The following is a 21,151-nucleotide window of genomic DNA, read 5'->3' on the forward strand; positions in this document are numbered from 1 at the left end:
GGATGAAGATAGCCTTGCGTATGAAACGAAAAATCAACAGATCTTGGCAGGTCGATATCCTGCTGTTCCTTGTGCTTGGCGGGTTTGGTGCGTTTATGGCGGTTCCGCTCATCTATGTGATCAACAATGCGTTTAAACCGCTGGATGAGCTGTTCATTTTCCCGCCAACCTTGTTTGTTCGGAATCCAACGCTCGAAAATTACTCGGATCTGTTTCAGGTCATGAAAAATTCATGGGTTCCCTTTTCCAGATATATTTTTAATACCGTATTTATTACCGCGGCGGGCACGTTCGGTCATATTATTCTGGCCTCTGCGGCGGCATATCCACTGGCAAAACACAAGTTTCGCGGACATAAGATTTTGTTCACGGTGATTGTTTTGTCACTGATGTTCTCGCCACATGTCACGGCCATTCCGAACTATATGATCATGTCGACACTCGGCTGGCTTGACTCGTATCAAGCGATCATTATTCCGGCATTTGCTTATCCACTCGGCTTGTATCTGATGAAGCAGTTTATGGAGCAGATCCCGGATGCATTGCTGGAGGCGGCTAAAATGGACGGTGCGAGCGAGTATCGAATTTTCTTACAGGTGGTTATGCCGCTTGTTAAACCGGCGTGGTTAACCTTGCTCATCCTGATGATGCAGATGCTGTGGGGAACGGATGGTGGCAGCTTCATCTACAGTGAGCAGCTCAAAACCATGCATTACGCTATGGGACAGATTGTACAAGGGGGGATTGCTCGGGCAGGGGTAGGCGCTGCCGTTGCTGTCATCATGATGACAGTACCCATCGTAACGTTTGTATTATCGCAGAGCAATGTCATTCAAACGATGGCTTCATCCGGCATGAAGGATTAAGAGAGGGTGTTAGAGATGAGAGTGAAATCATGGCTGATCGTTCTGGCAGCTTCCCTGCTGATTGCCGGACTCGGACATAACCAGGCTCATGCGGCACCGTATGAGGGATATACCTATAACTACTGGGGGGATGCGGTTAAGTCACCCATCGCATTTCTTCCCTCCAGAGTCATCACAGGTGAAGAGGCCGGAACAGGAGCGTGGCAGTCTCCGCTGGATTTATATGCTGCAAAAGATGGCTTGCTCTATGTTCTGGATTCAGGGAATGGACGGATCGTTGTCTTGAACGAGAAATGGGAAACGCTTCGTGTCATCAAGGGTTTTAAGCATGACGGTAAACAGGACAATTTTAACAATCCTGAAGGTCTCTTCGTGACGGAGGCGGGTCAAATCTACGTAGCGGATACGGAAAACAGACGAATCGTAGAGTTGAATCAGGACGGCACGTTTGTGCGTGCCGTCGGTGCGCCGGAGTCGGATGTGCTGAGTGATACGTTTGAGTACTTTCCTCGAAAGGTCATCGTGGACAAAGCAGGCCGGATCTATGTGGTTGGCCGCGGGGTCTTCGAAGGCTTGATCGAGTTTGATAGTGACGGACGTTTTACAGGATTTATGGGCACGAATCGCGTGCAGTTCGATCCGGTTGATCTGTTCTGGAAAACCGTATCCACCAAGGAGCAACGAGAAAAAATGATTCGTTTTATCCCGCTGGAGTTCAACAACGCAGATATCGATGACGGCGGTTTTATCTATACAACGACAGCGGACAAAAACACAGCCTCCGCGGTCAAAAGATTGAATCCGTCCGGCATAGACGTGCTTCGGGTCAATGGAGAATTTGCACCGGTCGGCGACTTGAGCATCAATCGATCCTCCTTCAGTGATATCAAAGTGTCCAGTAACGGTGTCTACCGTGCACTGGATTCAACGAGAGGACGGGTGTTCACGTATAACGAGGATGGCAATCTGCTCTATGTCATCGGTCAGCTGGGCAATCAGATCGGTACATTCAAAAATCCGGTGGCCATTGAAAGCCACGGAGACGCCATCTATGTACTGGATCGGGATCTCGGACGGATTACAGAATTCAAGTCCACAACCTTTGGAAGCTTGGTCAATGAGGCCAATCGGTTGTACAGCTCCGGCAAACATACCGAGGCGGCAAAGTTGTGGCAGGAGGTACTGCGCCTGGATGCCAACTATGAAATGGCTTATGTCGGTATCGGCAAATCGATGCTGAGAGAAGGAAAGTACAAGGAAGCCATGACCAATCTGAAGCTGGGGAATGACCGCGAATATTATTCCAAAGCTTTAGCGAAATATCGCAGAGAATACATGCGTGAATATTTCGGCATTTATATGACGGTGGCGATTGCATTGCTAATCAGCATCATCGTCTGGCGCCGAGTCGCCAGATCAAGGAATGAGAGGGGGGTCAGAGATGTCGCTAATTAAGGAGCTCAAATACTCTCTGCATGTAGCGGTACGCCCTTTTGACGGATACTGGGATTTGAAGTATGAAAATAAAGGCAGGCTGCGTGTGGCATTGCTGGTGCTGCTCGCCGTGACAGTAACAATGATCTTGAAGCGACAGTTTGCCGGATATGTTGTGAATAACAACTATCCACTCTCGCTCAACAGTATTAATGAGTTCAAGTATATTGTGCTCCCTTTTCTTCTCTGGTGTATCTCCAATTGGTCGCTGACTACGCTGATGGACGGGGAAGGCAAGTTCAAAGACATTATGATGGCCACAGGGTATGCGATGCTTCCGCTTATTCTGGTCAACATCCCCAATATTTTGCTGAGTAATGTGATTACGCTGCGCGAATCTTCTTTTTATTACTTGCTTGATTCGTTCGGTGTCATCTGGTTTGTGTGGCTGCTTTTTATCGGAACCAAGACGGTACATCAGTATTCAGTGATGAAAACGATTACGACCATGCTGCTGACCCTGGTTGTTATGGGCGTTGTAATCTTTCTGGGTTTGCTTTTCTTTAGTCTGATCCAGCAGATCATCAGTTTTGGTTACACCCTCTTTCAAGAGATCACACTGCGCGAATAGGAGAGGAAAGGAGGTGCCTGATATGAGAAAAAAGCGTACTGCATTAGCGGCGTTCATCCTCGTTGCAAGCTTGTTCATGGCTCAAAATGTCAACTATGCGGAGTCGGTATCTGAACGTGTGGTAACCACATCTGGTAATTCAAAAGAGACGGATGCCAAAAGTGAGGGAACAGAACCATCCGCTGCGACCAGCTCAGAACCGAAGGTTGCATCTGCAAATCAAGAGAATAATAAAGCCGTAGCTGTCCCTGAGGGGATGGAAGCTGTTGCAGAGAAGGATGGCTTGATTCTATATCTTAAGCCGGAAACGACAGAAATTGCAGTCAAGGATAAGCAGAACGGTGCCATGTGGTTTTCTAACCCGCAGGATCGTGAAGCAGATGCCATTGCGACCGGTTATAACAAATCCCAGCTGAATGTGCAGTTTGAATTGACGTATTACGATAATACGGGCAATGCGCTCAAATACGATAATTTTACGCACAGTGTAGAGAGTGGTCAGTTTGAAGTTGAAAAAGTAGCGGACGGCCTCAATATCGTATACACGCTGGGTGAAGTCAAAAGTGATATTGAAGCTATCCCTAAATATATTAGCGAGGAACGCTTTAACACGTTGATTCTCGCGAAGCTGAAAGAAAGAGACCAGAAAGAGATCGAGAAACGCTTTAAGTACGATGAGAAGAACAAACGTTTTGAGAGACGGGACTCTTCTCTGAAAGGTGTAGGTTTGTCCAAAGTCACCCGGATCTTTGAGTCCGTTGGTTATGATGAGGCACAGATCGCGGTTGATAAAGCGGCCTACGGTGAAGAGGAAAGCGGAAGCACAAGTGTCGTTGTGCCTGTCCACTATCGGCTGGAGGAAGGACGTCTGCGCGTATCGATTCCGGAGAACGGAATCCAGTATCCTGAGACGATGAAGATTCAATCCTTGTCCCTGCTGCCATTCTTTGGAGCCAGCGGGCCGAAGGATAAAGGATATAGTCTGGTGCCGGACGGATCGGGATCACTGATTTATTTTAATAACAAAAAAACGTTGGTATCCCCTTATAGTACCGCTCTGTATGGGGGCGATCGTGCCGTGAACCAGCTCTCCCAGATTCAGAAGGAACAGAAGGCGAGAATGCCTGTGTTCGGCATGAGTTACGGAGACAAAGGATATCTTGCTGTGATTGATAAAGGTGATGCAGTTGCGTCCGTCGAGGCGGATGTTAGCGGCAGACTGAATCAGTACAACACCGTACATTCAAGCTTTACGCTGAGCAGTATGGAAGAGGTTACCCTTACGAATGGCTGGCGTTCCAGCACAGTCAAACGGTTTCAGGCGCAGCCTTTTCATAACGAGATGTCCGTTGTATATGAATTTCTGAATGCAGATAATGCGAGTTATTCCGGCATGGCCTCTACCTATCGGGATTATCTGATCCAACAAAAGAAACTCACCCGTCTGGCTGAGGATACCGAACTGCCTTTCTACGTCGAACTGATCGGCGGCATTCCGAAGAAAAAGTTCTTTCTCGGCATCCCGTACAATGCCTACGAACCGCTGACGACGTTTGAAGAGGCACAGGATATTTTAAAAGAGATGCAAAGCCTGGGTGTGAAGGACATCCAGCTTCGGTACTCGGGATGGTTTGGCGGAGGAATCCAACACGACATGCCGAAGTCCATCGACGTTGACAAGAAGCTTGGAGGCGCTAAAGGTTTGCAAAGTCTGCAGGCTTATGTACAACAGAATGGTTTTGGATTATACCCGGACGTATCATTCCTGGAGTCGTTCCCGGAAGCAAAGGGTTTCAAAAAATCGTATGCTTCACGGCAAATTACGGGTAAACTTGCGCAGTTGTTCCCGTACCGAATCTCCACCTTTATACGCGATGATGATGTTCCTCCGGGGTATGTCATCAGTCCTGAAGCGGTGCCGGGTATCGTGAGCGGATTTTTGCAAGATTACAAAGAGATGGGACTTTCGGGGCTCTCGCTTCGCGACCTGGGTGACCAGCTGAATTCGGATTTCAACCGCGCTAAGGTGATCAATCGAGAGCAGGCCAAAGAAGTCATGATGCAGCAGCTTGAGCAGGTGCGCAGTTCGGAAGCATTGCTTCTCGTGGAAGGCGGCAATAGTTATGCAAGTCCGTATGCCAGACATATCGTGGATGCACCTGTGAGCAACAGCGGGTTTAACATCACCGATGAAGGAGTACCCTTTTTCCAACTGGTATATCATGGCTACGTGCAGTATACGGGTAAGGCCTGGAATATGGCGGATGACCAGGATTCCCATATGCAGATGTTACGGGCGATTGAAACGGGATCAGCGCCGTATTACACGTGGTTCTATGCAGATCCATCTGCGATCAAGCTGACGAGCTTTGATGCGCTGTACTCAGCCGATTATCGGCGCTGGATTCAGGAATCCGCTGAGCGGTATAAGGAACTGAGTAACGTCCTGCAGGATGTACAGAATCAAACCATCGTTAAACACGAGCAGCTGAGCAAAGGTGTTTATCAAACCACTTTTGAAAAAGGCAAAACGGTCATTGTAAATTACAACGATGCTGCTGTGGAACTGAACGGCATACGTGTTGCAGCGAAGAGCTACCAGGTAGGAGGTGACATGCCGGAATGAAACTTAAGAAACTATCCCTGGAACAAAAAAACAGATATTACGGTTTGTATTTCATCCTGCCCTGGTTCATCGGTTTCCTGCTGCTGTTCATGGTGCCGCTGATCTCTTCGTTCCGATACAGTCTGAGCAATCTTCAGGTGTCTAATGAAGGATTTACGCTGGAGTTTATTGGTTTGGCGAATTTTCGTGAGGCGCTGTTCTCTCATGAATCCTATGTAAGGATGTTGACGGAATCTGTGATCAATATTGCCGTGAACACACCGTTAATTATTATTTTCAGCCTGTTTTTTGCCGTCATTCTGAACCAGAAGTTTCATGGAAGGGTGTTGGCGAGAGCGATCTTTTTTCTTCCGGTTATTCTGGCTTCGGGTATTATTGCGAGTATCGAAAACGGGGATTTGATGCAATCTGTTGTCCGTAGTGCGAACGATATGACGGGCGGTGGACTGTCCGTGATGAAAAATCTGGATCTGACCATTATGCTGCTTGAATCTGGCATGAGTCCTATTATTGTTGAATACCTGACAGGTGCGGTCAGCCGAATTTACGAGATTGTCAGTCAATCCGGTGTTCAGATTCTGATTTTCCTTGCGGGTCTGCAGTCGATCTCACCATCGCTATATGAAGCGGCCAAAATTGAAGGATCTACAGGCTACGAAGCCTTTTGGAAAATTACGTTCCCTATGCTGAGCCCGTTGATTCTCACGAACCTGGTGTATACCATCGTGGACAGCTTCATTAGTGACCAGACAAGTCGGCTTGTAGTGGATACGGCCTTCAAGAGCTTTAATTTTGGACTCAGTGCGGCGATGTCGTGGATGTACTTTGCCGTTATCGCACTGATCCTGTGGGTAACGACCGCCCTGGTGTCCCGTAAGGTCTTTTATCAAAACTAGTAATCCTGAAGGAGGCCTGACATGAAGACAGAAACCGCAGCAGAGCAGCCGCCAGTGAAAAAGGAATGGCTGCAGCGCCTGGGTTCCACGGCCTACTGGTTTGAAATAATCAAGAAATGGGCGTGGATTTTAGTCAGATTTGTCCTGATCTTTGGCATTTCATTTGTCATTCTTTATCCGATTTTATTGAAAATATCGATTGCCTTTAAAAGCATGTCCGATCTGTATGATCCAACGGTGATCTGGATTCCGCGTACGTTTACGCTGGAAAACTTTAAACTGGTCTTCACGGCGATGAACTATCCCGGCGTGCTGATGAATACCCTATGGTTGTCTTCTGCGGTGATGTTACTTCAGACGATAACGTGTGTTCTGGCAGGTTACGGCTTCGCAAGAATCAAGTTCAGAGGCAGTGGTTTTCTGTTTGCAGCCGTAATATTTACCATTCTGGTTCCTTCACAGACGATCATGATCCCACTCTATCTAAACTTTAAAAACTTTGATGTGATGGGTCTGATCGAACTATTCAGAGGCAGTCCTGCCAATCTGATTAACACGTACTGGCCATTTCTAATCTCGGCTGCGCTGGGGATGGGTGTGAAGACAGGGCTGTATGTCTACATTTTCCGCCAGTTCTTCAGAGGTATTCCGCGTGAGATTGAAGAGGCTGCATACGTGGATGGTGCAGGGTATTTCAAAACGTTTTGGCGTATTATTCTGCCCAATGCGATACCTTCGATGGTTACAGTCATGCTGTTTTCGTTCGTATGGCAGTGGAATGACTCTTTCTTTACCAATATGTACCTGAACGAACCCAAAGTCATGTCGTCAATGATGTCTTCCTCGGGCTTTACGATTGCGACGTATCTGACGGGCGGAGGGCAAGCTGCGGCATCCTATACACAAGATCCGTTTTTTATGTCCATGATGATGAATACGAGTGTGCTAATGGGGATTCTACCGCTGATTATCATTTATCTGTTCGTTCAACGTCATTTTGTCGAGAGTGTGGAACGTTCCGGTCTTGTAGGATAAGAGCAGTTAACTCATAGGAGGCTGTCTAAACAATGGCAGCCTCTTATCCATAGCAAAGCAATGGCTCGTGGGTACAGATGTCTAAAAAATAGTTCAGGAAGAGGAGGATGAGGGATGCAACGAGATCAGCCTAAAACAAAAAATAAGCCGGATGCACAAGTCACGATTGATGGGAAGACAGGTTATCAGAGCATTGACAATTTTGGTGCTTCGGATGCCTGGTCGATGGAACCGATCGGGAAACATTGGAGTGAGGAAAATAAGATCCGGATCGCCGACCTGTTATTTTCCAGAGATCAAGGAATCGGGTTGTCCGCGTGGCGTTTCAACATAGGCGCAGGCTCAACAGAATCAGATCAGGGACGCATTCCTGACCCGTGGCGACGAGCGGAAGCCTTCAAAATATCCGAGCAAGATGAATATGACTGGAGTAGACAGTCTGGCCAACAATGGTTTCTTCAGGCTGCTCATGATCGGGGCGTTGAGACCCTGATCGCGTTTGTAAACAGCCCTCCGGTGTGGATGACCCAAAATGGTCATGCTCAGCCTGATCTTGAAGTCGGTTCAACGAATCTGAGGTCAGGCTATGAGGGGAAGTTTGCGGCCTATTTGATTGATGTTTTAACGTATTTCAAGCAAAAAGGGCTTGTCTTCGACTATATTAGTCCGATCAACGAGCCGACTTGGGACTGGAATCAGGCATGGCAGGAAGCTAATCGTTATAATAATGATGACCTGAAACAAGTGATTCTGGAATTATACCGCCAGCTGCAGCAGACGGATCTACAGGCACGGATTAGTGCACCGGATGGAGTGGAAATCACGTCGCTGCTGGACGATGAATATTATCGTCAGTTTGCGGGAAGTGGCACGTATACCAGCGGAGCTAACAAGCTGGGGACAGGGAAGTATCGGGAATACATAAAGGATATGATCGGTGATCCTCAGGTGAAAGAAGCGATAGGAAATAAAATTGCTTCCCACTCCTACTGGTCTGACTACAGAAGTCCCGGTGATGATCGGTTGGTCAGACTTAGAAAGCTGCTGCACACCAACATGAAACACTATGATCCAGACAGCAAATACTGGGTAACGGAGTATTGCATATTGGGAGACTATGGACCTGGACGTGATTTAGGCATTGAGCCTGCGCTTCATGTTGCAAGAACGATTCATTTTGATCTGGTAGAAGCGAGTGCGGCTGCATGGCAATGGTGGACTGCGGTTTCCAAAGTCGATTACAAGGATGGATTGATCTATACGGATTTCAATGAAGCTGGGGACGAGCAAAATATACTAACTTCGAAAATGCTGTGGGTACTTGGTAACTATAGCAGATTCATTCGGCCTGGTTCGAAGCGAATCGACTTGACCGGGCTTGGTGAGGAAGCCGAAAGCGGTTTGTTAGGTTCAGCTTATGTCCATGAGGGAGAGCAAACCGTGACTGCCGTTTTTGTGAATCATGGTGAACATGACAAGTATGTCCGAGTCCATCTTCATGACTTGGGTCTGAATGGAATGGTCAATACAATGGAGTCTTATGTGACGAATGCGGAACTGGATCTGGTTTGTCAGGAGAGGGTTACGGCTACAGAAGAGGAGCAGTCTTTTAATGTATACATTCCGGGGAAATCGGTTGTGACCCTCACTGGCGGTGCATAGATAGTAAAAAGTAAAGCGGAAGGGTTTCACTCGATATCGCCCATGGCATATTGGAGCTTGGTACATGTAGAGATGTATGATCAAGCTTGAATTTTGCCATGGGCTTTTTGGTATGATGTGATGTGATGTGCCTGAGCGTGGTTAAATCCCAAATTGCTTAAGGTGATGGTCCAGATGTTTATAGATTCCTTTTCCCCATTGTTCAGTTGTCAGTTTTCCGAAGAAAGGATGGGGATGTTGGGAGCATTGATCCGGACCGTTGACTTGGAAAGTGTTGATCTGTTGTTTCAGCTTTTCTTTCTCAGCTATGAACACTCGATCATCGTCAATAACGATTGTTGGAATAGTCGACATATTATGTGGTAAGGGCTTTTCATTATAAAACATCGGTTTGGCTAACCGTCCAACAAGTCTTCCGAGCAACCCTCTTGGCGGAAAAGTATTCCCCAGGGGAATATCGTGAAAAGCCGAGCAGTGAGCTAACATTTGAGAAACCCGCATCGTTCCCCACTGAGGTGTGGAATCTTCTCTGAGTTGATCCAGACGCTCTGTAACTTCAGCAGCATGCCTTGGTTCAAAGATACTTTTCATCGGAACACCCCGATCCATTTTAATAACTTGAGCACCAGAAACAGTATCATTCCATTATTGAGAAGTTTGTTCTCTTATGTTCAAGAATAATAAAATATGGTAAGTTTAGTCAATGAAAATGAGATTATAATGTTAGTAAAATTGGAGGTTGATTCTATGGAAAACGTTGATGCAGGCGGAACGATAGACAAACATCACAAGGTGGCTCTTTTTTTAGGCAGGAAAAAAGTGTAATCATGTAGATTTACAATTTCAATGAAGAGCAGGAGGAGAAATACGATAGACTCACGTTCAACTTATAATTCCCAAACCACAGTATTAAGTTTTCAAGAAGAACTAAAGAGGTTAAGGATACAAGCCGTTATGGGATGGTCCAAGGAATTCCGTAATCTGGCGTGGTATGGGCTCAAAAATGGAATGCGTGTATTGGAGGTCGGAAGCGGACCGGGTTACATAACAGAGCAATTATTGGACAGCTTGCCAGACAGCGAGATTACCTCGCTTGAGATTGATCGTTCATTACAAGCGCAAGCCAAAGAACGACTGAAAGACGTTTCTTCTGAACGGCTGCATTTTGTGGAATCATCGATTTATCAGATGGATTTGCCGGATGATACGTTTGATTTTGTAGTAGCTAGACTCATCTTTCTTCACCTGCATAATCCGATCGAAGCGGCGCAAGAAATTTATCGTGTGCTCAAGCCCGGTGGCCGACTTGCTATTATAGATGTTGACGATGGTGTTTTTGGGGCAGTGAATCCGGATATACCGGCGTTGCACACCGTATTAATGAAAATTGCGGACTATGTTGCACAACATGGTGGTAATCGGTTAATTGGCAGAAGTTTGCCGCGACTGCTTTCTGAGAGCGGATACATTCATATTGACATGGATGCTGTTCTTCAACATAGCGATTTATTGGGGATAGAAGGATTTAAGCAGCAATTTAATCTGCAGCGTTTTGTACATTTCGTTGAAAAGGGGATCATTAGCCCGGAGGAGTTTGCCCAGTTACAGCGAGCTTTCGAAGCCATAAATCATTCGCCAGAAGCCTATGCCATGATGAACTTTATTACCGCTTGCGGTACAAAGCCGTTATCATAGCAACTATGAGTTGAACTAGTTTATAATATTCACTTTGATAATTGATTTTGTTCAAGTTATATAATGAAATTCTATTAATGAAAGGAGTGATGCAGTATGAGAAAACAGTTGAATAGGTATATCGGAAAAGTAAGAGAACCATTAGGAGGAATTTTAAATGACGATTCAGGTGAGGCCTGTTACGACGGATGATTGGTTTGAACTTATGGATGGTGAGGTTGTCCGAGCTTTGGAGTGCAACTGATGGGCGATATCCGCGACAATTTATTCAAATAGGAGTTAGATTATGGATTCAATTGAATTTAAACTTGAATACTCAGAAGAACAAGAAGCTTCCGTTATTACTATTTATGTTAATAATGAATCTTTAGTAGAGCGCATGAAGCGTTACGAAGCTCAATTCGAGTCTGAAATTGCTGGTTTATATGAAGGGCTTAATATCGAATTAGTAGATCATATTGAAGCACACTTTACAGGCAGGCTACAAGAGGATGATATTTTTAATTATGAAGGAAAAACCCTAGTCCTGGGCTGTAACTGCGGACTGCCAGGTTGCTGGCCGTTGTTGGTGAAAATCACAGAAACAGATGACTCCATAATATGGAGTCAATTTGAACAACCACATCGAACGGAAGACTCCGCAGGAGGATATTGGGATTATTCAACTTTCCCATCGTTCCATTTTCGCAAAAAAGATTATATTGAACAGCTCAATAACATCTCTAGGCCTGATTAAACGGATCGGGTAAGATTTTTAGAGAGGAGGTACAACGAAGATGAAAATATTCAAAAAGCTGACCTTCTGGTTTGTGCTGTTCTCATTGCTGGTGTGTTTCAACAACTTGTCTGGTAATGACGATAAAAACATTTTGATCTATTTAACAAATCCTTTCAATCCACTATTAAACCGCCCGCTAACAGACATCAATATGAACCCGGAGACAACATACTTATTTAAGCCGCTTATTTATGGGTTTCATCTGCTTTTTTGGACGGGGTTAGGTCTCATCATCGATTTTTTAATAAAGAAGGATAAGGCCAGGAAACATAACAGGAGGTAACGGATATGTCTCGCATATATGGAGAACGAATCGTGCTCAGAGAGTATCAGGATGCGGATCTGCTGTATATGAAGCAGTGGGTCAACGACCCGGAAATTACGGCAAATTTATCAGACAATTTCTTGTATCCTCATTCGAGTTATGAAACAGAATCCTTTTTCAGAACGATGGTTGAGGGGAAGGCTGCGAGTAGAAGCTTTGTTGTTGGAGCCAGAGAATCACAGGAATATATAGGTCAGATTGATCTTTACAAGCTAGATTGGAAAAACCGTTTTGCTTCATTAGCCACGAACGTCCCGGCTCAATAATTCCTAGCATCAGCGTTTGTCTTATCCACCGCGTTCTAGCCTAAGTGCTGGACAGCGTTTTTTTTTGTTTCCAGCATTTGTATGTATGAAATGCTTTCGAATCATTTGCAACAATTGTGATCAACAATACAGCAATATTGTTCTGATTAGGTCGAAATAACTGTGATACAATTCATTGTAAAGCGCTATCATTTTATTTTATTACACTATATTGCTTTTTGTATTCTGAGAAGGGAGATCTTTATTGATGTTAACCATACACACCCCGACGAATATGGCTTTGCAGGAAAATGAAGTTTATGTGAGATCAGAAGCGGATAATTTTCAAGATGAATGGCCCATTCATACACATAATGGATATGAAATTCATTATTTCATCCAAGGGGATGCAACCTTCTTAATCGGTGATCGGATTTATAAGCCGAAGCCCGGGGATATGTTTATATTCAGAGGTGGAGTCCCTCATCGGATTAATCCTTCGAGAGAGATGGTATACAAGAGAAGTTTTGTCAATTTTACGGAATTATTGTTATTGGACATGCTTGAACTTAGCCAATTGGAAAATCTCATGTCCATATTCCGCCACCCCAACGGTTTGTTGGTGCATTGGTCCCCGGAGGAGCGTGAATACATTACAAATACATTTAAGGGGATTAAAGACGAGATGCACGCCCGAAGTGCAGGATGTAAAACGATGGTTAAGTTGATGCTTACTCAGTTGTTGCTGAGGATTTATCGGAAAATGACTAGTGAGCAATCCGTCGATCCGATTCTGATTTCTTCTCAAAAGCAGTCAAGCGTAAGCCGAGTTCTTCATTATTTGAACCAAAATTACGCGGAGAATGTTTCGCTGGATGAACTGTCCAAAACGCTACATTTGAATAAATATTATATTTGTCATTCCTTTAAAGAGACAACGGGATACACCATCAGCAATTATGTTATACGCAAAAGAATTGCAGAGGCCAAAAAGCTGTTGCTGTCTACGGATGCACCGATTTTGTCCATATCTGAGACATTAGGCTTCAATACACCTGTGTATTTCAGCAGAGCTTTTAAACAATACGTGGGTGTTTCTCCACAGTTATTCCGTAAAAATGAATTATTTAACGAAGCCGAAATTCATTAATTCCATCTAAGGAGATGTTGATATGACAAAAAGAACAACGTTTAGGCTTGCCGCTAGTATGGTAATGGTTATCTTACTTATTGTGCTAACTGCTTGTTCAAGTACAGGTAACAACGAAAATACGAAACAATCTTCTCTTGATTTTTTATGGTTTTCTGACGGAAAAGAAGGCGAAGTGATCAAGGAAATCATCAAAGATTATGAGCAGACCAATGCCAAAGTGAAGATCAATCTCATTGAAGTTGGCTTCAAGGATCTCCCAACCAAATTGAAAACGATGTTATCTGGTGGCAAACCACCTGCTCTGAGTCGTGTAACGGATACAGGATCTTTTGCGAATCAAGCCGTTGATCTTACGCCTTATGTAGAAAATGCGGGTCAATTTCAGGATCAATTTATTGATTCTTTGAAGCCGTATTATGTTATGAATGACAAAATCGTAGCAGCGCCGATGGATGTCACAGCGAATGGATTAATTTATAACAAAACCTTATTTGATAAAGCCGGTGTCAAAGTGCCGACTTCTCCTGATGACGTATGGACGTGGGATGAATACATCGCTGCGTTAAAACAGGTGATGGACAAAGGTGGAGCGAGATATGGCATGGTTTGGGATGTCACTCCACATCGCTGGTCCACGCTGTTGTACCAGAACGGGGGAAGTATCTTAACCGAGGATGGTAGTGCGGCAGCCATTAATAGTGAAGCAGGCATTCGCTCCATGGAGATGTTCAAGCAGTTGCATCAAGAAGGGATTATGCCTGAATCGGTATGGTTCGGAGGGGAGAACCCAAACAATCTGTTCCGTTCCGGAACAGTAGCTGCTCACTGGGCTGGAAACTGGATGATTAGCAATTACAAGGACATTACCGATTTTGAATGGGGCGTCACTTATATGCCAAAAGGAACACAGCGTTCTTCCGTACCGGGTGGCAAGTTCCTGATGGCTTTCGAAGGCAGTGGACAGGAGCAGCAGGCTGCCGAATTTATTGAATATTTAACATCGAAAGAAGTGAACTCCAAATATAATCGGGAGTCGTTGTTTATGAGTCCGCGGAAGGATAGCGCCACGTTGAATTATGAATTTGGCAAGGAGATGTTTGAAATCTTCTCGGATGAACTGAAGAATAGTTCACCGCTTGCGGCCAATGACTGGTCCAGACAAACGCTTATTTCCAAGATTTCAACTGATTTGAAAAATAATATTATGGACGTTCTGTCAGATAAGGCAACTCCGCAAGAAGCCTTGGATCGGACGGCTAAGCTGATTAATGAAGCCATTAAAAGTCAATAAAACGTAAAGTCATTATTGTTCATTCACACGTGGGGGCTTACGGATTCCTGTTAGGCTCCCTTTCACTTAACGCATAAGAAAGGGGCAAGCATATGAGTGAGGCACAACTATTAAAACGTAAAACGCTGGCTAAACAGAACAGGAAGCTCAGGATTGCTCCTTATCTGTTCATACTTCCCAATCTCGTCATATTTGGAACGTTCATTGTATTCCCTTCTTTACTCGGCCTCTATTATTCTTTCCATGTCTATGATGGATTGAATCCGATGAAGTTTAACGGCCTGGACAATTATATCAAAATCATAGGGGACCAAGAGTTTTGGTCAACCATTGGAAGAACGGGAATTTATGCCGTAATCGTCGTGCCTCTAATTTATGCGGCAGCATTAGGTATTGCTCTGCTGCTTGCCCGTGAGATTCGAATGCGTGGCTTCTTCAGGGCTATATTTTACTGGCCGACCATGATTTCTTACATCATCGTGGGGTTGACCTGGAAGTGGATTTTTGGAGACTCGTTTGGCATTCTCAATCATCTGTTAACCATGGTTGGGGTAGAACCTGTAGGTTTTCTAACCTCTTCGTTCTGGGCAAATACGGCTGTAATTATCGCGACAGTATGGTCACGTGCAGGTTTTTTTATGGTTATTTTCATCGCGGGCTTGCAGGCGATACCTACAGATTACTATGAAGCTGCCCGCTTGGATGGGGCGACCGGAACGAAGGTATTTCGATATATCACACTTCCGCTACTTAAGCCTACAAGCTTGCTTGTCGTTATGCTGGCTCTGATTGATGCGTTCAAAGCTTTTCCACTTATGTTTGCGCTTACAGGTGGTGGGCCGGGTAAGGATACTACCTATATTGTTCAATATATTTATGAGATTGGCTTTAACAGACAGGAGCTTGGCCTCGCTAGCGCCATGTCGGTGATGCTGTTTATCCTTATTGGCGGATTCTCGGCTCTGCAATTCCGTCTATCGAAAGGAGGGGCTACATGATGGTCATGAAGCCTTGGGTCAAAGTTATCATCTACAGTATTTTAAGTCTTGCCGCAGTGGTGTGGCTCCTGCCTGTCTTGTGGGTCGTTATTTCTGCTCTGAAAACCAATAGCGATCTGTACAGCTTCCCTCCCAAGCTGTGGCCGCAGCCAGTCACCTTTGAGCATTTCAAAGAGGCCTTCAGGAAAGGCGATTTTGGCCTGTATTTTATGAATAGTACGATTGTAACGCTGTCCTCAACACTACTGCTGTTATTGATCAATTCCATGGCGGGCTTTGCACTCGCAAAGTACCGCTTCCGGGGAAGCTCGATTATCTTAATCGGTTTTATCTCAACACTTATGATTCCGATTGAAGTCATTATGATCCCGATCTTCAAGGTTCTCAGCGCACTTGGCATGTATAATACCCTGCTCGCGATTATTATCCCACCAGCTGCAACGCCGACGGGTGTGTTCCTTATGCGGCAGTATTTGCTAAGTGTACCCGACGAATTATTGGAAGCAGCGCGGATGGATGGCGCGGGTGAGTGGAAAATTTACTGGAGCATCATTCTTCCCATAGCGAAGCCGATTCTTGCCGTGCTCGCGATCTTCTCCTTTATGTGGAGATGGGATGATTTTGTATGGCCGTTAATTGCGATTAGTGATCCATCCAAGTATACGATCCAGCTGGCTCTCTCTAATTTTATTGGTGAATACAACGTGGATTGGGGAAGCTTGCTTGCGATGTCCGTTATAACGATGCTTCCTGTGCTGATTGTTTTTATGGTTTTCCAGCGTTATTTTGTCAGCGGCATGATTACTTCAGGTATGAAAGGATGAGTTGAATGATAGAACCCACCTGTGACGGGATAGATACTTTGAATTACAGACCGATGAAATTAGGCGGCAATCAGGTCATCAATCATTGGATGATCAGTGGCATATATACGGAGCCGGTTGCCTTTGTTCCAACAACGATGGAGGGAGACATTAACGACTGGCTTATTGACGGATTTGCGATTCATGAGAATCCATGTAGACAGGAGTTTGTTGAAAATAGGAGATCCCAGGCTGTGGCTCGGTTTTTTGATCACTGGAGTGAGTTTCCGAGCCCGGGCGATGCATTTGGTGGAGAAAAGAATGGGATGCCATGGGAACTATACTCTCCCTGGGGTAATCCACGAGTAGAGAAATCAGGATTCTGGTTTGTACCCACACATCTTCGCAGTTATGCGGCGACACGTCTCATCTCTTCGACTAACCATAAGGCTTCTTTTCGGATAAAAACCTATGGTAGTCTGTCATTGTGGATCAATGGGGAGTTGGTGACAGACTTTGCACCGCTGATTCGTAACAAAGAACAGGAAGTCATTATCGAGGCTGAACTTGTAGCTGGAATCAATGAAATCTATGTATGCTGGGAGGATCTGGCTGAGCGAGATACGATGTATGCTTTTGCAGTTGAATACCTTGGAAGCGAGGAATTGCATATTTCATTGCCTATTGCTCCTCATCTGAAAGAGGATGTACAATCCGCCGAGCAATCCTTGGAACAAGCTTATTTTCCTGCAGATATTTTCCGAGGTGAGCAGATCAAGCTTCGATTGCCGCTTCCCTTGCCAGACATCGTTAGAAAGGTCGATATCCAGTATGGTAATTTCTTTGATGGCACGGAAAATAAGACCATACACATAGCCGAGAAACAGAATGACCTGGTTCTTGGACATACCAATGATTTCGGCCATCATTACGTATACTTCACGCTGACGATTTCTGTATCCAACGTAGTACTGACCAAAAAGTTCGGCTGTCAATCCTACGACACTAGTTATGATGAGGCTGCTCAGCAAGCTACAGATATTGAAGCTCGCAAATCTCTGGCTCTGCAATGTATAGCGGAGAAGGGCAGTCCTAATATTCATACAGCGATTGCAATGTTAAAAACGAATGGCAATCGGCAAGAAGCGGAGAACATGTTACTTGAAGGTGTGGAAGGGATTGAGCAGCGGAAAGATTGCAGCGACTTTTATTTAGTGGGACTGTTTCGCCTTTGGAGAGATGAACGAAATAGCGGTTTGTTCAGTGAATCATTCTGGAATCGGGTAAAAGCAAGCATTCTGGACTACCGATATTGGATTGATGAACCCGGCGATGATGTGATGTGGTTCTTCAGTGAGAACCATGCCTTGTTGTTCCATACCAATGAGTTGTTAGCGGGTCAACTATTTGGGGATGAAATGTTCAGTAACAGTGGTGAGTCCGGTGAAGTGCACCGTCAAAAAGCCGAGCAGAGACTTGCTTTGTGGTTTGAGCGCTTTTTGGATGAAGGATTGGCAGAATGGAATTCGAGTGCCTACATTCCTATAGATGCTGTTGGACTGTTGCATATTTATGAGTTTGCACATAATGAACAGCTCAGACAGCAAGCGAAAAAGGCAATGGATCTGTTATTCTATTATATTACGGTTCAGATGCATCAAGGCGTGATGTCTACAACGTTCGGTCGCAGCTATGAGAAAGAACTTCTGGGCAGTTATGCAGCAGGAACGACCTCTATGTGTTGGATCGGTTATGGCATCGGTCATGTGAATAATTATTCCATCAGCAATGTAGCTCTGAGTTTATCGGACTATAATCCTCCTGCAGCGTATCAGGAGCATCTGATCCTTGGAGAGAATCAGATGCTGGAGTTCACGAATCAGCAGGGTAAGGGAGGGTACGCCAAGCTCTATCATTATCGGACAGCGGAATATGCCTTATCCTCCATCATCGGTTTTCGTCCAGGCAAGCCAGGTTATCAGGAGCATGTGAATCATCTGTCTATGTCGCCAGAAGCGCAGATTTGGGTGAATCATCCAGCAGAGATATACAAGCATGGGGATGGCCGGCCTTGCTTTTGGGCTGGAAACGGGATATTGCCCGACGTTGTTCAGCATGAAGGCATGGCGCTGATGATGTTTGATATTCCAGCGGATCATACCTCGGATTGGACACATGCTTATTTTCCTACGGGTTCCTTCACAGAATGGGTAAGGCATAAGAACTGGCATTTTGCCCGCCTGGATCAGGGATATGCGGCACTATATGCGGCTAATGGCGCAAGTATGGAGAGCAATGGAGTGACGAGAGAGCGGGAGCTCATTTCTCATGGATTGCGGAATGCCTGGATTATAAGAGCAGGAACAGAACAGCAATTTGGATCATTTGGCGCTTTTGTAGATCAAGTTCGCTCCGCAAGCCCTGAGTTTGACAGGAAATCTTTAACGATGACCCTGACAGATCCGATATATGGTTCCATTCAGTGGGGAATAAACAAACCTTTTCTTATTGAAGGAGAGGAAATCGTGCATAACGGCTATGGAGTAACAGGTCAGTTGAAGGTACAGGACATGAAGCGTTGAATCTTGTGCAATAAATCTAGGGAGTGAAAGCAATGATGCCGAATCAAGAAGTGCTTCTGGAGAAAATAAGCAAGGTATCCCATGCAATGGAAACGATGAAAAACACAAGCATTAACGAACAGTTTCCCATTGGACTGATCGACATTCACTTGTGGGAATGGCCTCAGGGTGTTGGACTTTATGGTTTGCTCCAGCTCTATGAAGCAACAAAGGATGCCAAGGTGCTGGAATTTCTCGAGTCATGGTACAATGCAAGACTGATGGAAGGCTTACCCGAAAAAAATGTAAATACCTGTGCGCCCATGCTGACGTTGATGTCCCTATGTGAGCTGACCGGGAACCCGGAATACGAACGTGTCTGTGAAGAGTGGAGCAGTTGGATTATGAAGGGGCTGCTTCGAACCGGAGATGGAGCGTTCCAGCATATGATTACGGGAGATGCCAATGATGGGCAAATTCTGATCGATACCCTTTTTATGACAGTGCTTTTTTTGGCCAAGGCAGGGGTGTATTTTAAGAAAAAAGAGTATATAGAAGAAGCCAAGCGACAATTCCTTGTGCACATTAAATATCTATACAACAAAGAAACGGGATTGTTCTATCATGGCTGGGATTTCAACGGAAATCATAACTATGGTGCTGTTCATTGGGGCAGAGGCAACGCATGGTATACGGCTGGAGTGATGGACTTACTGAATATTATTCCGATCGAAGACGGGCTAAAAACGTATCTGCTGGATACAGCGACTGCTCAGATCAAAGCACTGAGCAAACTGCAGCATAAGGATGGCATGTGGCACACGGTACTGGACGATTCAGACTCATACCAAGAAACTTCCGCAACGGCAGCGTTTGGATACGGTATTCTTAAGGGAATTCGTTACGGGTACCTGGACGAGTCCTATCGTCATATCGGCATGAAGGCACTTGCAGCCGTGTTGAACCATATTGATGAAGACGGAGTTGTACAGCAGGTGTCCTATGGAACGCCTGTGGGGCAGGGTGCCCAGTTTTATAAAGACATAGCGATTAGTCCGATGGGGTATGGGCAAGCCCTTACGTTGTTTATTCTGATCGAGGGATTGCAGGTCCAGGCCGCTGATATAAGATGATCCCGGACAAACAATGAAATGATCAAATCACACCCCATAGAGCAGACCCTATAAACGAGTCTCTCTGTGGGGTGTTTTTGATTCGTTTCAAACCATATCCTAGTTTAATTCAGTGATCCCCGTATCTCTAAAATCCTCAACGGCAAGCCCCTCACTGGCACGGAGCAGCGTTTCAACAATTTCCGTTCCCCACGCCCGCTCATTTTGCGAAATGACAGCGGATAGCTGACCATTCAGCAGTCCTTTTTCACTGATCGAGCTGTCACCAAAAGCAATGAGGTGACGATTCAACCCTTTGGCTTTCCAGACGAGGGCAGAGGCAGAGACAGAAACAAAATCCAGCCCAACGACTGCATTAAAATGGGGGTGGGCATCAATCATGGATTCAATATCCGCAACGGCTCGATTTTCATTGCCTTGATTGTATTTGACCTCCAGAATTTCGATGTCTGTTTCATTACGAATATAATCAATAAACCCGTTTAACCGCTGTTGCAGACCATACATTTCTTGCAAACCACTTTCGACCAAAATCATACCTTCGTTGTGAAGCAGCCTCGCTGTAGTTCTGGCAAACTGTTGGCCTGTCTGGTAGTTATCAGCTCCGACATAAGCAGCCCGCTTGCTGGTGGGAGCATCGGATTCGAACGTGACTACGGGAATGCCGGTCGCCTTGGCTTTATTAATCACAGGTGTGAGTGCTTCAGCCTCCACAGGCGAAATGGCAATGCCATCAACGCGCTGTTTGATCATGTTCTCCACGATGCGGATTTGTTGTTCGGTGTTGGCCTCATCCGGTGCATTGACGGTTAAGGTGATATTATGCTTTTCAGCTGATTGTGCAGCATCCATCGTAATCATCTCATAAGTCGGATAGGTCATCGGATAGATGATTCCGAATGTTTTGTTCTCCGTTGATGGTTCCACAGTTGTAGCGGCATACAGTTTTACTTCCTGACGTTTGGAAGATAGATCGTCTGAACTGGACATGTTCATTGAACTCGTAGTTAGGCTTGAAC

At 45.3% G+C, this 21,151-nt stretch carries 19 protein-coding genes; 17 read left to right on the plus strand and 2 right to left on the minus strand.

Features of this window, described 5'->3' with window-relative positions:
- The first annotated feature begins 2 nt into the window (after nucleotides 1-2).
- The 7 genes from ACUTVW_RS19265 (at nucleotide 3) to ACUTVW_RS19295 (ending at nucleotide 9,150) form a co-directional block, all read left to right on the plus strand.
- A complete protein-coding gene (locus tag ACUTVW_RS19265) occupies nucleotides 3-866 on the plus strand; it encodes a carbohydrate ABC transporter permease (RefSeq protein WP_445647259.1) in 864 nt (287 codons plus the stop codon).
- 15 nt (nucleotides 867-881) lie between these two features.
- Nucleotides 882-2,321 carry a gluconolactonase gene (locus ACUTVW_RS19270; protein ID WP_445647260.1) on the plus strand — a complete coding sequence of 480 codons (1,440 nt, stop codon included), beginning with the start codon at nucleotides 882-884 and terminating at the stop codon, nucleotides 2,319-2,321.
- Nucleotides 2,308-2,931: a Yip1 family protein gene (locus ACUTVW_RS19275; protein WP_445647261.1), complete on the plus strand. Its 624-nt coding sequence runs from the start codon at nucleotides 2,308-2,310 to the stop codon at nucleotides 2,929-2,931. Before ACUTVW_RS19270 ends, ACUTVW_RS19275 begins: the two co-directional genes overlap by 14 nt.
- A gap of 22 nt (nucleotides 2,932-2,953) precedes the next feature.
- On the plus strand, nucleotides 2,954-5,557 hold the full coding sequence (locus tag ACUTVW_RS19280) for a DUF5696 domain-containing protein (RefSeq protein WP_445647262.1): 2,604 nt from the start codon (nucleotides 2,954-2,956) through the stop codon (nucleotides 5,555-5,557).
- Nucleotides 5,554-6,453 carry a carbohydrate ABC transporter permease gene (locus ACUTVW_RS19285; RefSeq protein WP_445647263.1) on the plus strand — a complete coding sequence of 300 codons (900 nt, stop codon included), beginning with the start codon at nucleotides 5,554-5,556 and terminating at the stop codon, nucleotides 6,451-6,453. Before ACUTVW_RS19280 ends, ACUTVW_RS19285 begins: the two co-directional genes overlap by 4 nt.
- Before the next feature lie 21 nt (nucleotides 6,454-6,474).
- Nucleotides 6,475-7,488 carry a carbohydrate ABC transporter permease gene (locus tag ACUTVW_RS19290; RefSeq protein WP_445647264.1) on the plus strand — a complete coding sequence of 338 codons (1,014 nt, stop codon included), beginning with the start codon at nucleotides 6,475-6,477 and terminating at the stop codon, nucleotides 7,486-7,488.
- Between the two features lie 114 nt (nucleotides 7,489-7,602).
- Entirely contained in the window at nucleotides 7,603-9,150 is a 1,548-nt protein-coding gene (locus ACUTVW_RS19295; protein WP_445647265.1) for a glycoside hydrolase, read from the plus strand.
- 141 nt (nucleotides 9,151-9,291) lie between these two features.
- Here ACUTVW_RS19295 and ACUTVW_RS19300 read toward each other — a convergent pair whose 3' ends face one another.
- Nucleotides 9,292-9,741 carry a DUF1569 domain-containing protein gene (locus ACUTVW_RS19300; RefSeq protein ID WP_445647266.1) on the minus strand — a complete coding sequence of 150 codons (450 nt, stop codon included), beginning with the start codon at nucleotides 9,739-9,741 and terminating at the stop codon, nucleotides 9,292-9,294.
- Nucleotides 9,742-10,104: 363 nt separating this feature from the next.
- Here ACUTVW_RS19300 and ACUTVW_RS19305 point away from each other — a divergent pair, with 363 nt between their 5' ends.
- From ACUTVW_RS19305 to bglB, 10 genes are all read left to right on the plus strand, one after another.
- Nucleotides 10,105-10,845: a methyltransferase domain-containing protein gene (locus tag ACUTVW_RS19305; RefSeq protein WP_445647267.1), complete on the plus strand. Its 741-nt coding sequence runs from the start codon at nucleotides 10,105-10,107 to the stop codon at nucleotides 10,843-10,845.
- 286 nt (nucleotides 10,846-11,131) lie between these two features.
- Nucleotides 11,132-11,581 carry a hypothetical protein gene (locus ACUTVW_RS19310; RefSeq protein WP_445647268.1) on the plus strand — a complete coding sequence of 150 codons (450 nt, stop codon included), beginning with the start codon at nucleotides 11,132-11,134 and terminating at the stop codon, nucleotides 11,579-11,581.
- 40 nt (nucleotides 11,582-11,621) lie between these two features.
- Entirely contained in the window at nucleotides 11,622-11,906 is a 285-nt protein-coding gene (locus ACUTVW_RS19315) for a hypothetical protein (RefSeq protein WP_445647269.1), read from the plus strand.
- A 5-nt stretch (nucleotides 11,907-11,911) separates the two neighbouring features.
- Nucleotides 11,912-12,214 carry a GNAT family N-acetyltransferase gene (locus ACUTVW_RS19320; RefSeq protein WP_445647270.1) on the plus strand — a complete coding sequence of 101 codons (303 nt, stop codon included), beginning with the start codon at nucleotides 11,912-11,914 and terminating at the stop codon, nucleotides 12,212-12,214.
- 247 nt (nucleotides 12,215-12,461) lie between these two features.
- Entirely contained in the window at nucleotides 12,462-13,343 is an 882-nt protein-coding gene (locus ACUTVW_RS19325) for a helix-turn-helix domain-containing protein (RefSeq protein WP_445647271.1), read from the plus strand.
- 22 nt (nucleotides 13,344-13,365) lie between these two features.
- Nucleotides 13,366-14,637 carry an ABC transporter substrate-binding protein gene (locus tag ACUTVW_RS19330; RefSeq protein WP_445647272.1) on the plus strand — a complete coding sequence of 424 codons (1,272 nt, stop codon included), beginning with the start codon at nucleotides 13,366-13,368 and terminating at the stop codon, nucleotides 14,635-14,637.
- 92 nt (nucleotides 14,638-14,729) lie between these two features.
- On the plus strand, nucleotides 14,730-15,635 hold the full coding sequence (locus ACUTVW_RS19335; RefSeq protein WP_445647273.1) for a carbohydrate ABC transporter permease: 906 nt from the start codon (nucleotides 14,730-14,732) through the stop codon (nucleotides 15,633-15,635).
- Nucleotides 15,635-16,459 carry a carbohydrate ABC transporter permease gene (locus ACUTVW_RS19340; RefSeq protein WP_445647348.1) on the plus strand — a complete coding sequence of 275 codons (825 nt, stop codon included), beginning with the start codon at nucleotides 15,635-15,637 and terminating at the stop codon, nucleotides 16,457-16,459. Before ACUTVW_RS19335 ends, ACUTVW_RS19340 begins: the two co-directional genes overlap by 1 nt.
- 5 nt (nucleotides 16,460-16,464) lie before the next feature.
- Entirely contained in the window at nucleotides 16,465-19,020 is a 2,556-nt protein-coding gene (locus tag ACUTVW_RS19345; RefSeq protein ID WP_445647274.1) for a hypothetical protein, read from the plus strand.
- 32 nt (nucleotides 19,021-19,052) lie between these two features.
- Nucleotides 19,053-20,132 (plus strand): beta-galactosidase BglB, encoded by a 1,080-nt coding sequence (gene bglB, locus ACUTVW_RS19350; protein ID WP_445647275.1) that lies wholly within the window; start codon nucleotides 19,053-19,055, stop codon nucleotides 20,130-20,132.
- 99 nt (nucleotides 20,133-20,231) lie between these two features.
- Here the strand turns inward: bglB and ACUTVW_RS19355 are convergent, their stop codons facing one another.
- Entirely contained in the window at nucleotides 20,232-21,122 is an 891-nt protein-coding gene (locus tag ACUTVW_RS19355) for a sugar ABC transporter substrate-binding protein (protein WP_445647276.1), read from the minus strand.
- Nucleotides 21,123-21,151 lie beyond the last annotated feature (29 nt).

Source organism: Paenibacillus sp. TSA_86.1 (assembly GCF_052691815.1).

What these genes read in the sequence shown, in the direction of transcription:
- ACUTVW_RS19265 (WP_445647259.1), top strand. Translation starts at nt 3, where the DNA reads ATGAAGATAGCCTTGCGTATGAAACGAAAAATCAACAGATCTTGGCAG.
- ACUTVW_RS19270 (WP_445647260.1), top strand. Translation starts at nt 882, where the DNA reads ATGAGAGTGAAATCATGGCTGATCGTTCTGGCAGCTTCCCTGCTGATT.
- ACUTVW_RS19275 (WP_445647261.1), top strand. Translation starts at nt 2,308, where the DNA reads ATGTCGCTAATTAAGGAGCTCAAATACTCTCTGCATGTAGCGGTACGC.
- ACUTVW_RS19280 (WP_445647262.1), top strand. Translation starts at nt 2,954, where the DNA reads ATGAGAAAAAAGCGTACTGCATTAGCGGCGTTCATCCTCGTTGCAAGC.
- ACUTVW_RS19285 (WP_445647263.1), top strand. Translation starts at nt 5,554, where the DNA reads ATGAAACTTAAGAAACTATCCCTGGAACAAAAAAACAGATATTACGGT.
- ACUTVW_RS19290 (WP_445647264.1), top strand. Translation starts at nt 6,475, where the DNA reads ATGAAGACAGAAACCGCAGCAGAGCAGCCGCCAGTGAAAAAGGAATGG.
- ACUTVW_RS19295 (WP_445647265.1), top strand. Translation starts at nt 7,603, where the DNA reads ATGCAACGAGATCAGCCTAAAACAAAAAATAAGCCGGATGCACAAGTC.
- ACUTVW_RS19300 (WP_445647266.1), bottom strand. Translation starts at nt 9,741, where the DNA reads ATGAAAAGTATCTTTGAACCAAGGCATGCTGCTGAAGTTACAGAGCGT.
- ACUTVW_RS19305 (WP_445647267.1), top strand. Translation starts at nt 10,105, where the DNA reads ATGGGATGGTCCAAGGAATTCCGTAATCTGGCGTGGTATGGGCTCAAA.
- ACUTVW_RS19310 (WP_445647268.1), top strand. Translation starts at nt 11,132, where the DNA reads ATGGATTCAATTGAATTTAAACTTGAATACTCAGAAGAACAAGAAGCT.
- ACUTVW_RS19315 (WP_445647269.1), top strand. Translation starts at nt 11,622, where the DNA reads ATGAAAATATTCAAAAAGCTGACCTTCTGGTTTGTGCTGTTCTCATTG.
- ACUTVW_RS19320 (WP_445647270.1), top strand. Translation starts at nt 11,912, where the DNA reads ATGTCTCGCATATATGGAGAACGAATCGTGCTCAGAGAGTATCAGGAT.
- ACUTVW_RS19325 (WP_445647271.1), top strand. Translation starts at nt 12,462, where the DNA reads ATGTTAACCATACACACCCCGACGAATATGGCTTTGCAGGAAAATGAA.
- ACUTVW_RS19330 (WP_445647272.1), top strand. Translation starts at nt 13,366, where the DNA reads ATGACAAAAAGAACAACGTTTAGGCTTGCCGCTAGTATGGTAATGGTT.
- ACUTVW_RS19335 (WP_445647273.1), top strand. Translation starts at nt 14,730, where the DNA reads ATGAGTGAGGCACAACTATTAAAACGTAAAACGCTGGCTAAACAGAAC.
- ACUTVW_RS19340 (WP_445647348.1), top strand. Translation starts at nt 15,635, where the DNA reads ATGGTCATGAAGCCTTGGGTCAAAGTTATCATCTACAGTATTTTAAGT.
- ACUTVW_RS19345 (WP_445647274.1), top strand. Translation starts at nt 16,465, where the DNA reads ATGATAGAACCCACCTGTGACGGGATAGATACTTTGAATTACAGACCG.
- bglB (WP_445647275.1), top strand. Translation starts at nt 19,053, where the DNA reads ATGATGCCGAATCAAGAAGTGCTTCTGGAGAAAATAAGCAAGGTATCC.
- ACUTVW_RS19355 (WP_445647276.1), bottom strand. Translation starts at nt 21,122, where the DNA reads ATGTCCAGTTCAGACGATCTATCTTCCAAACGTCAGGAAGTAAAACTG.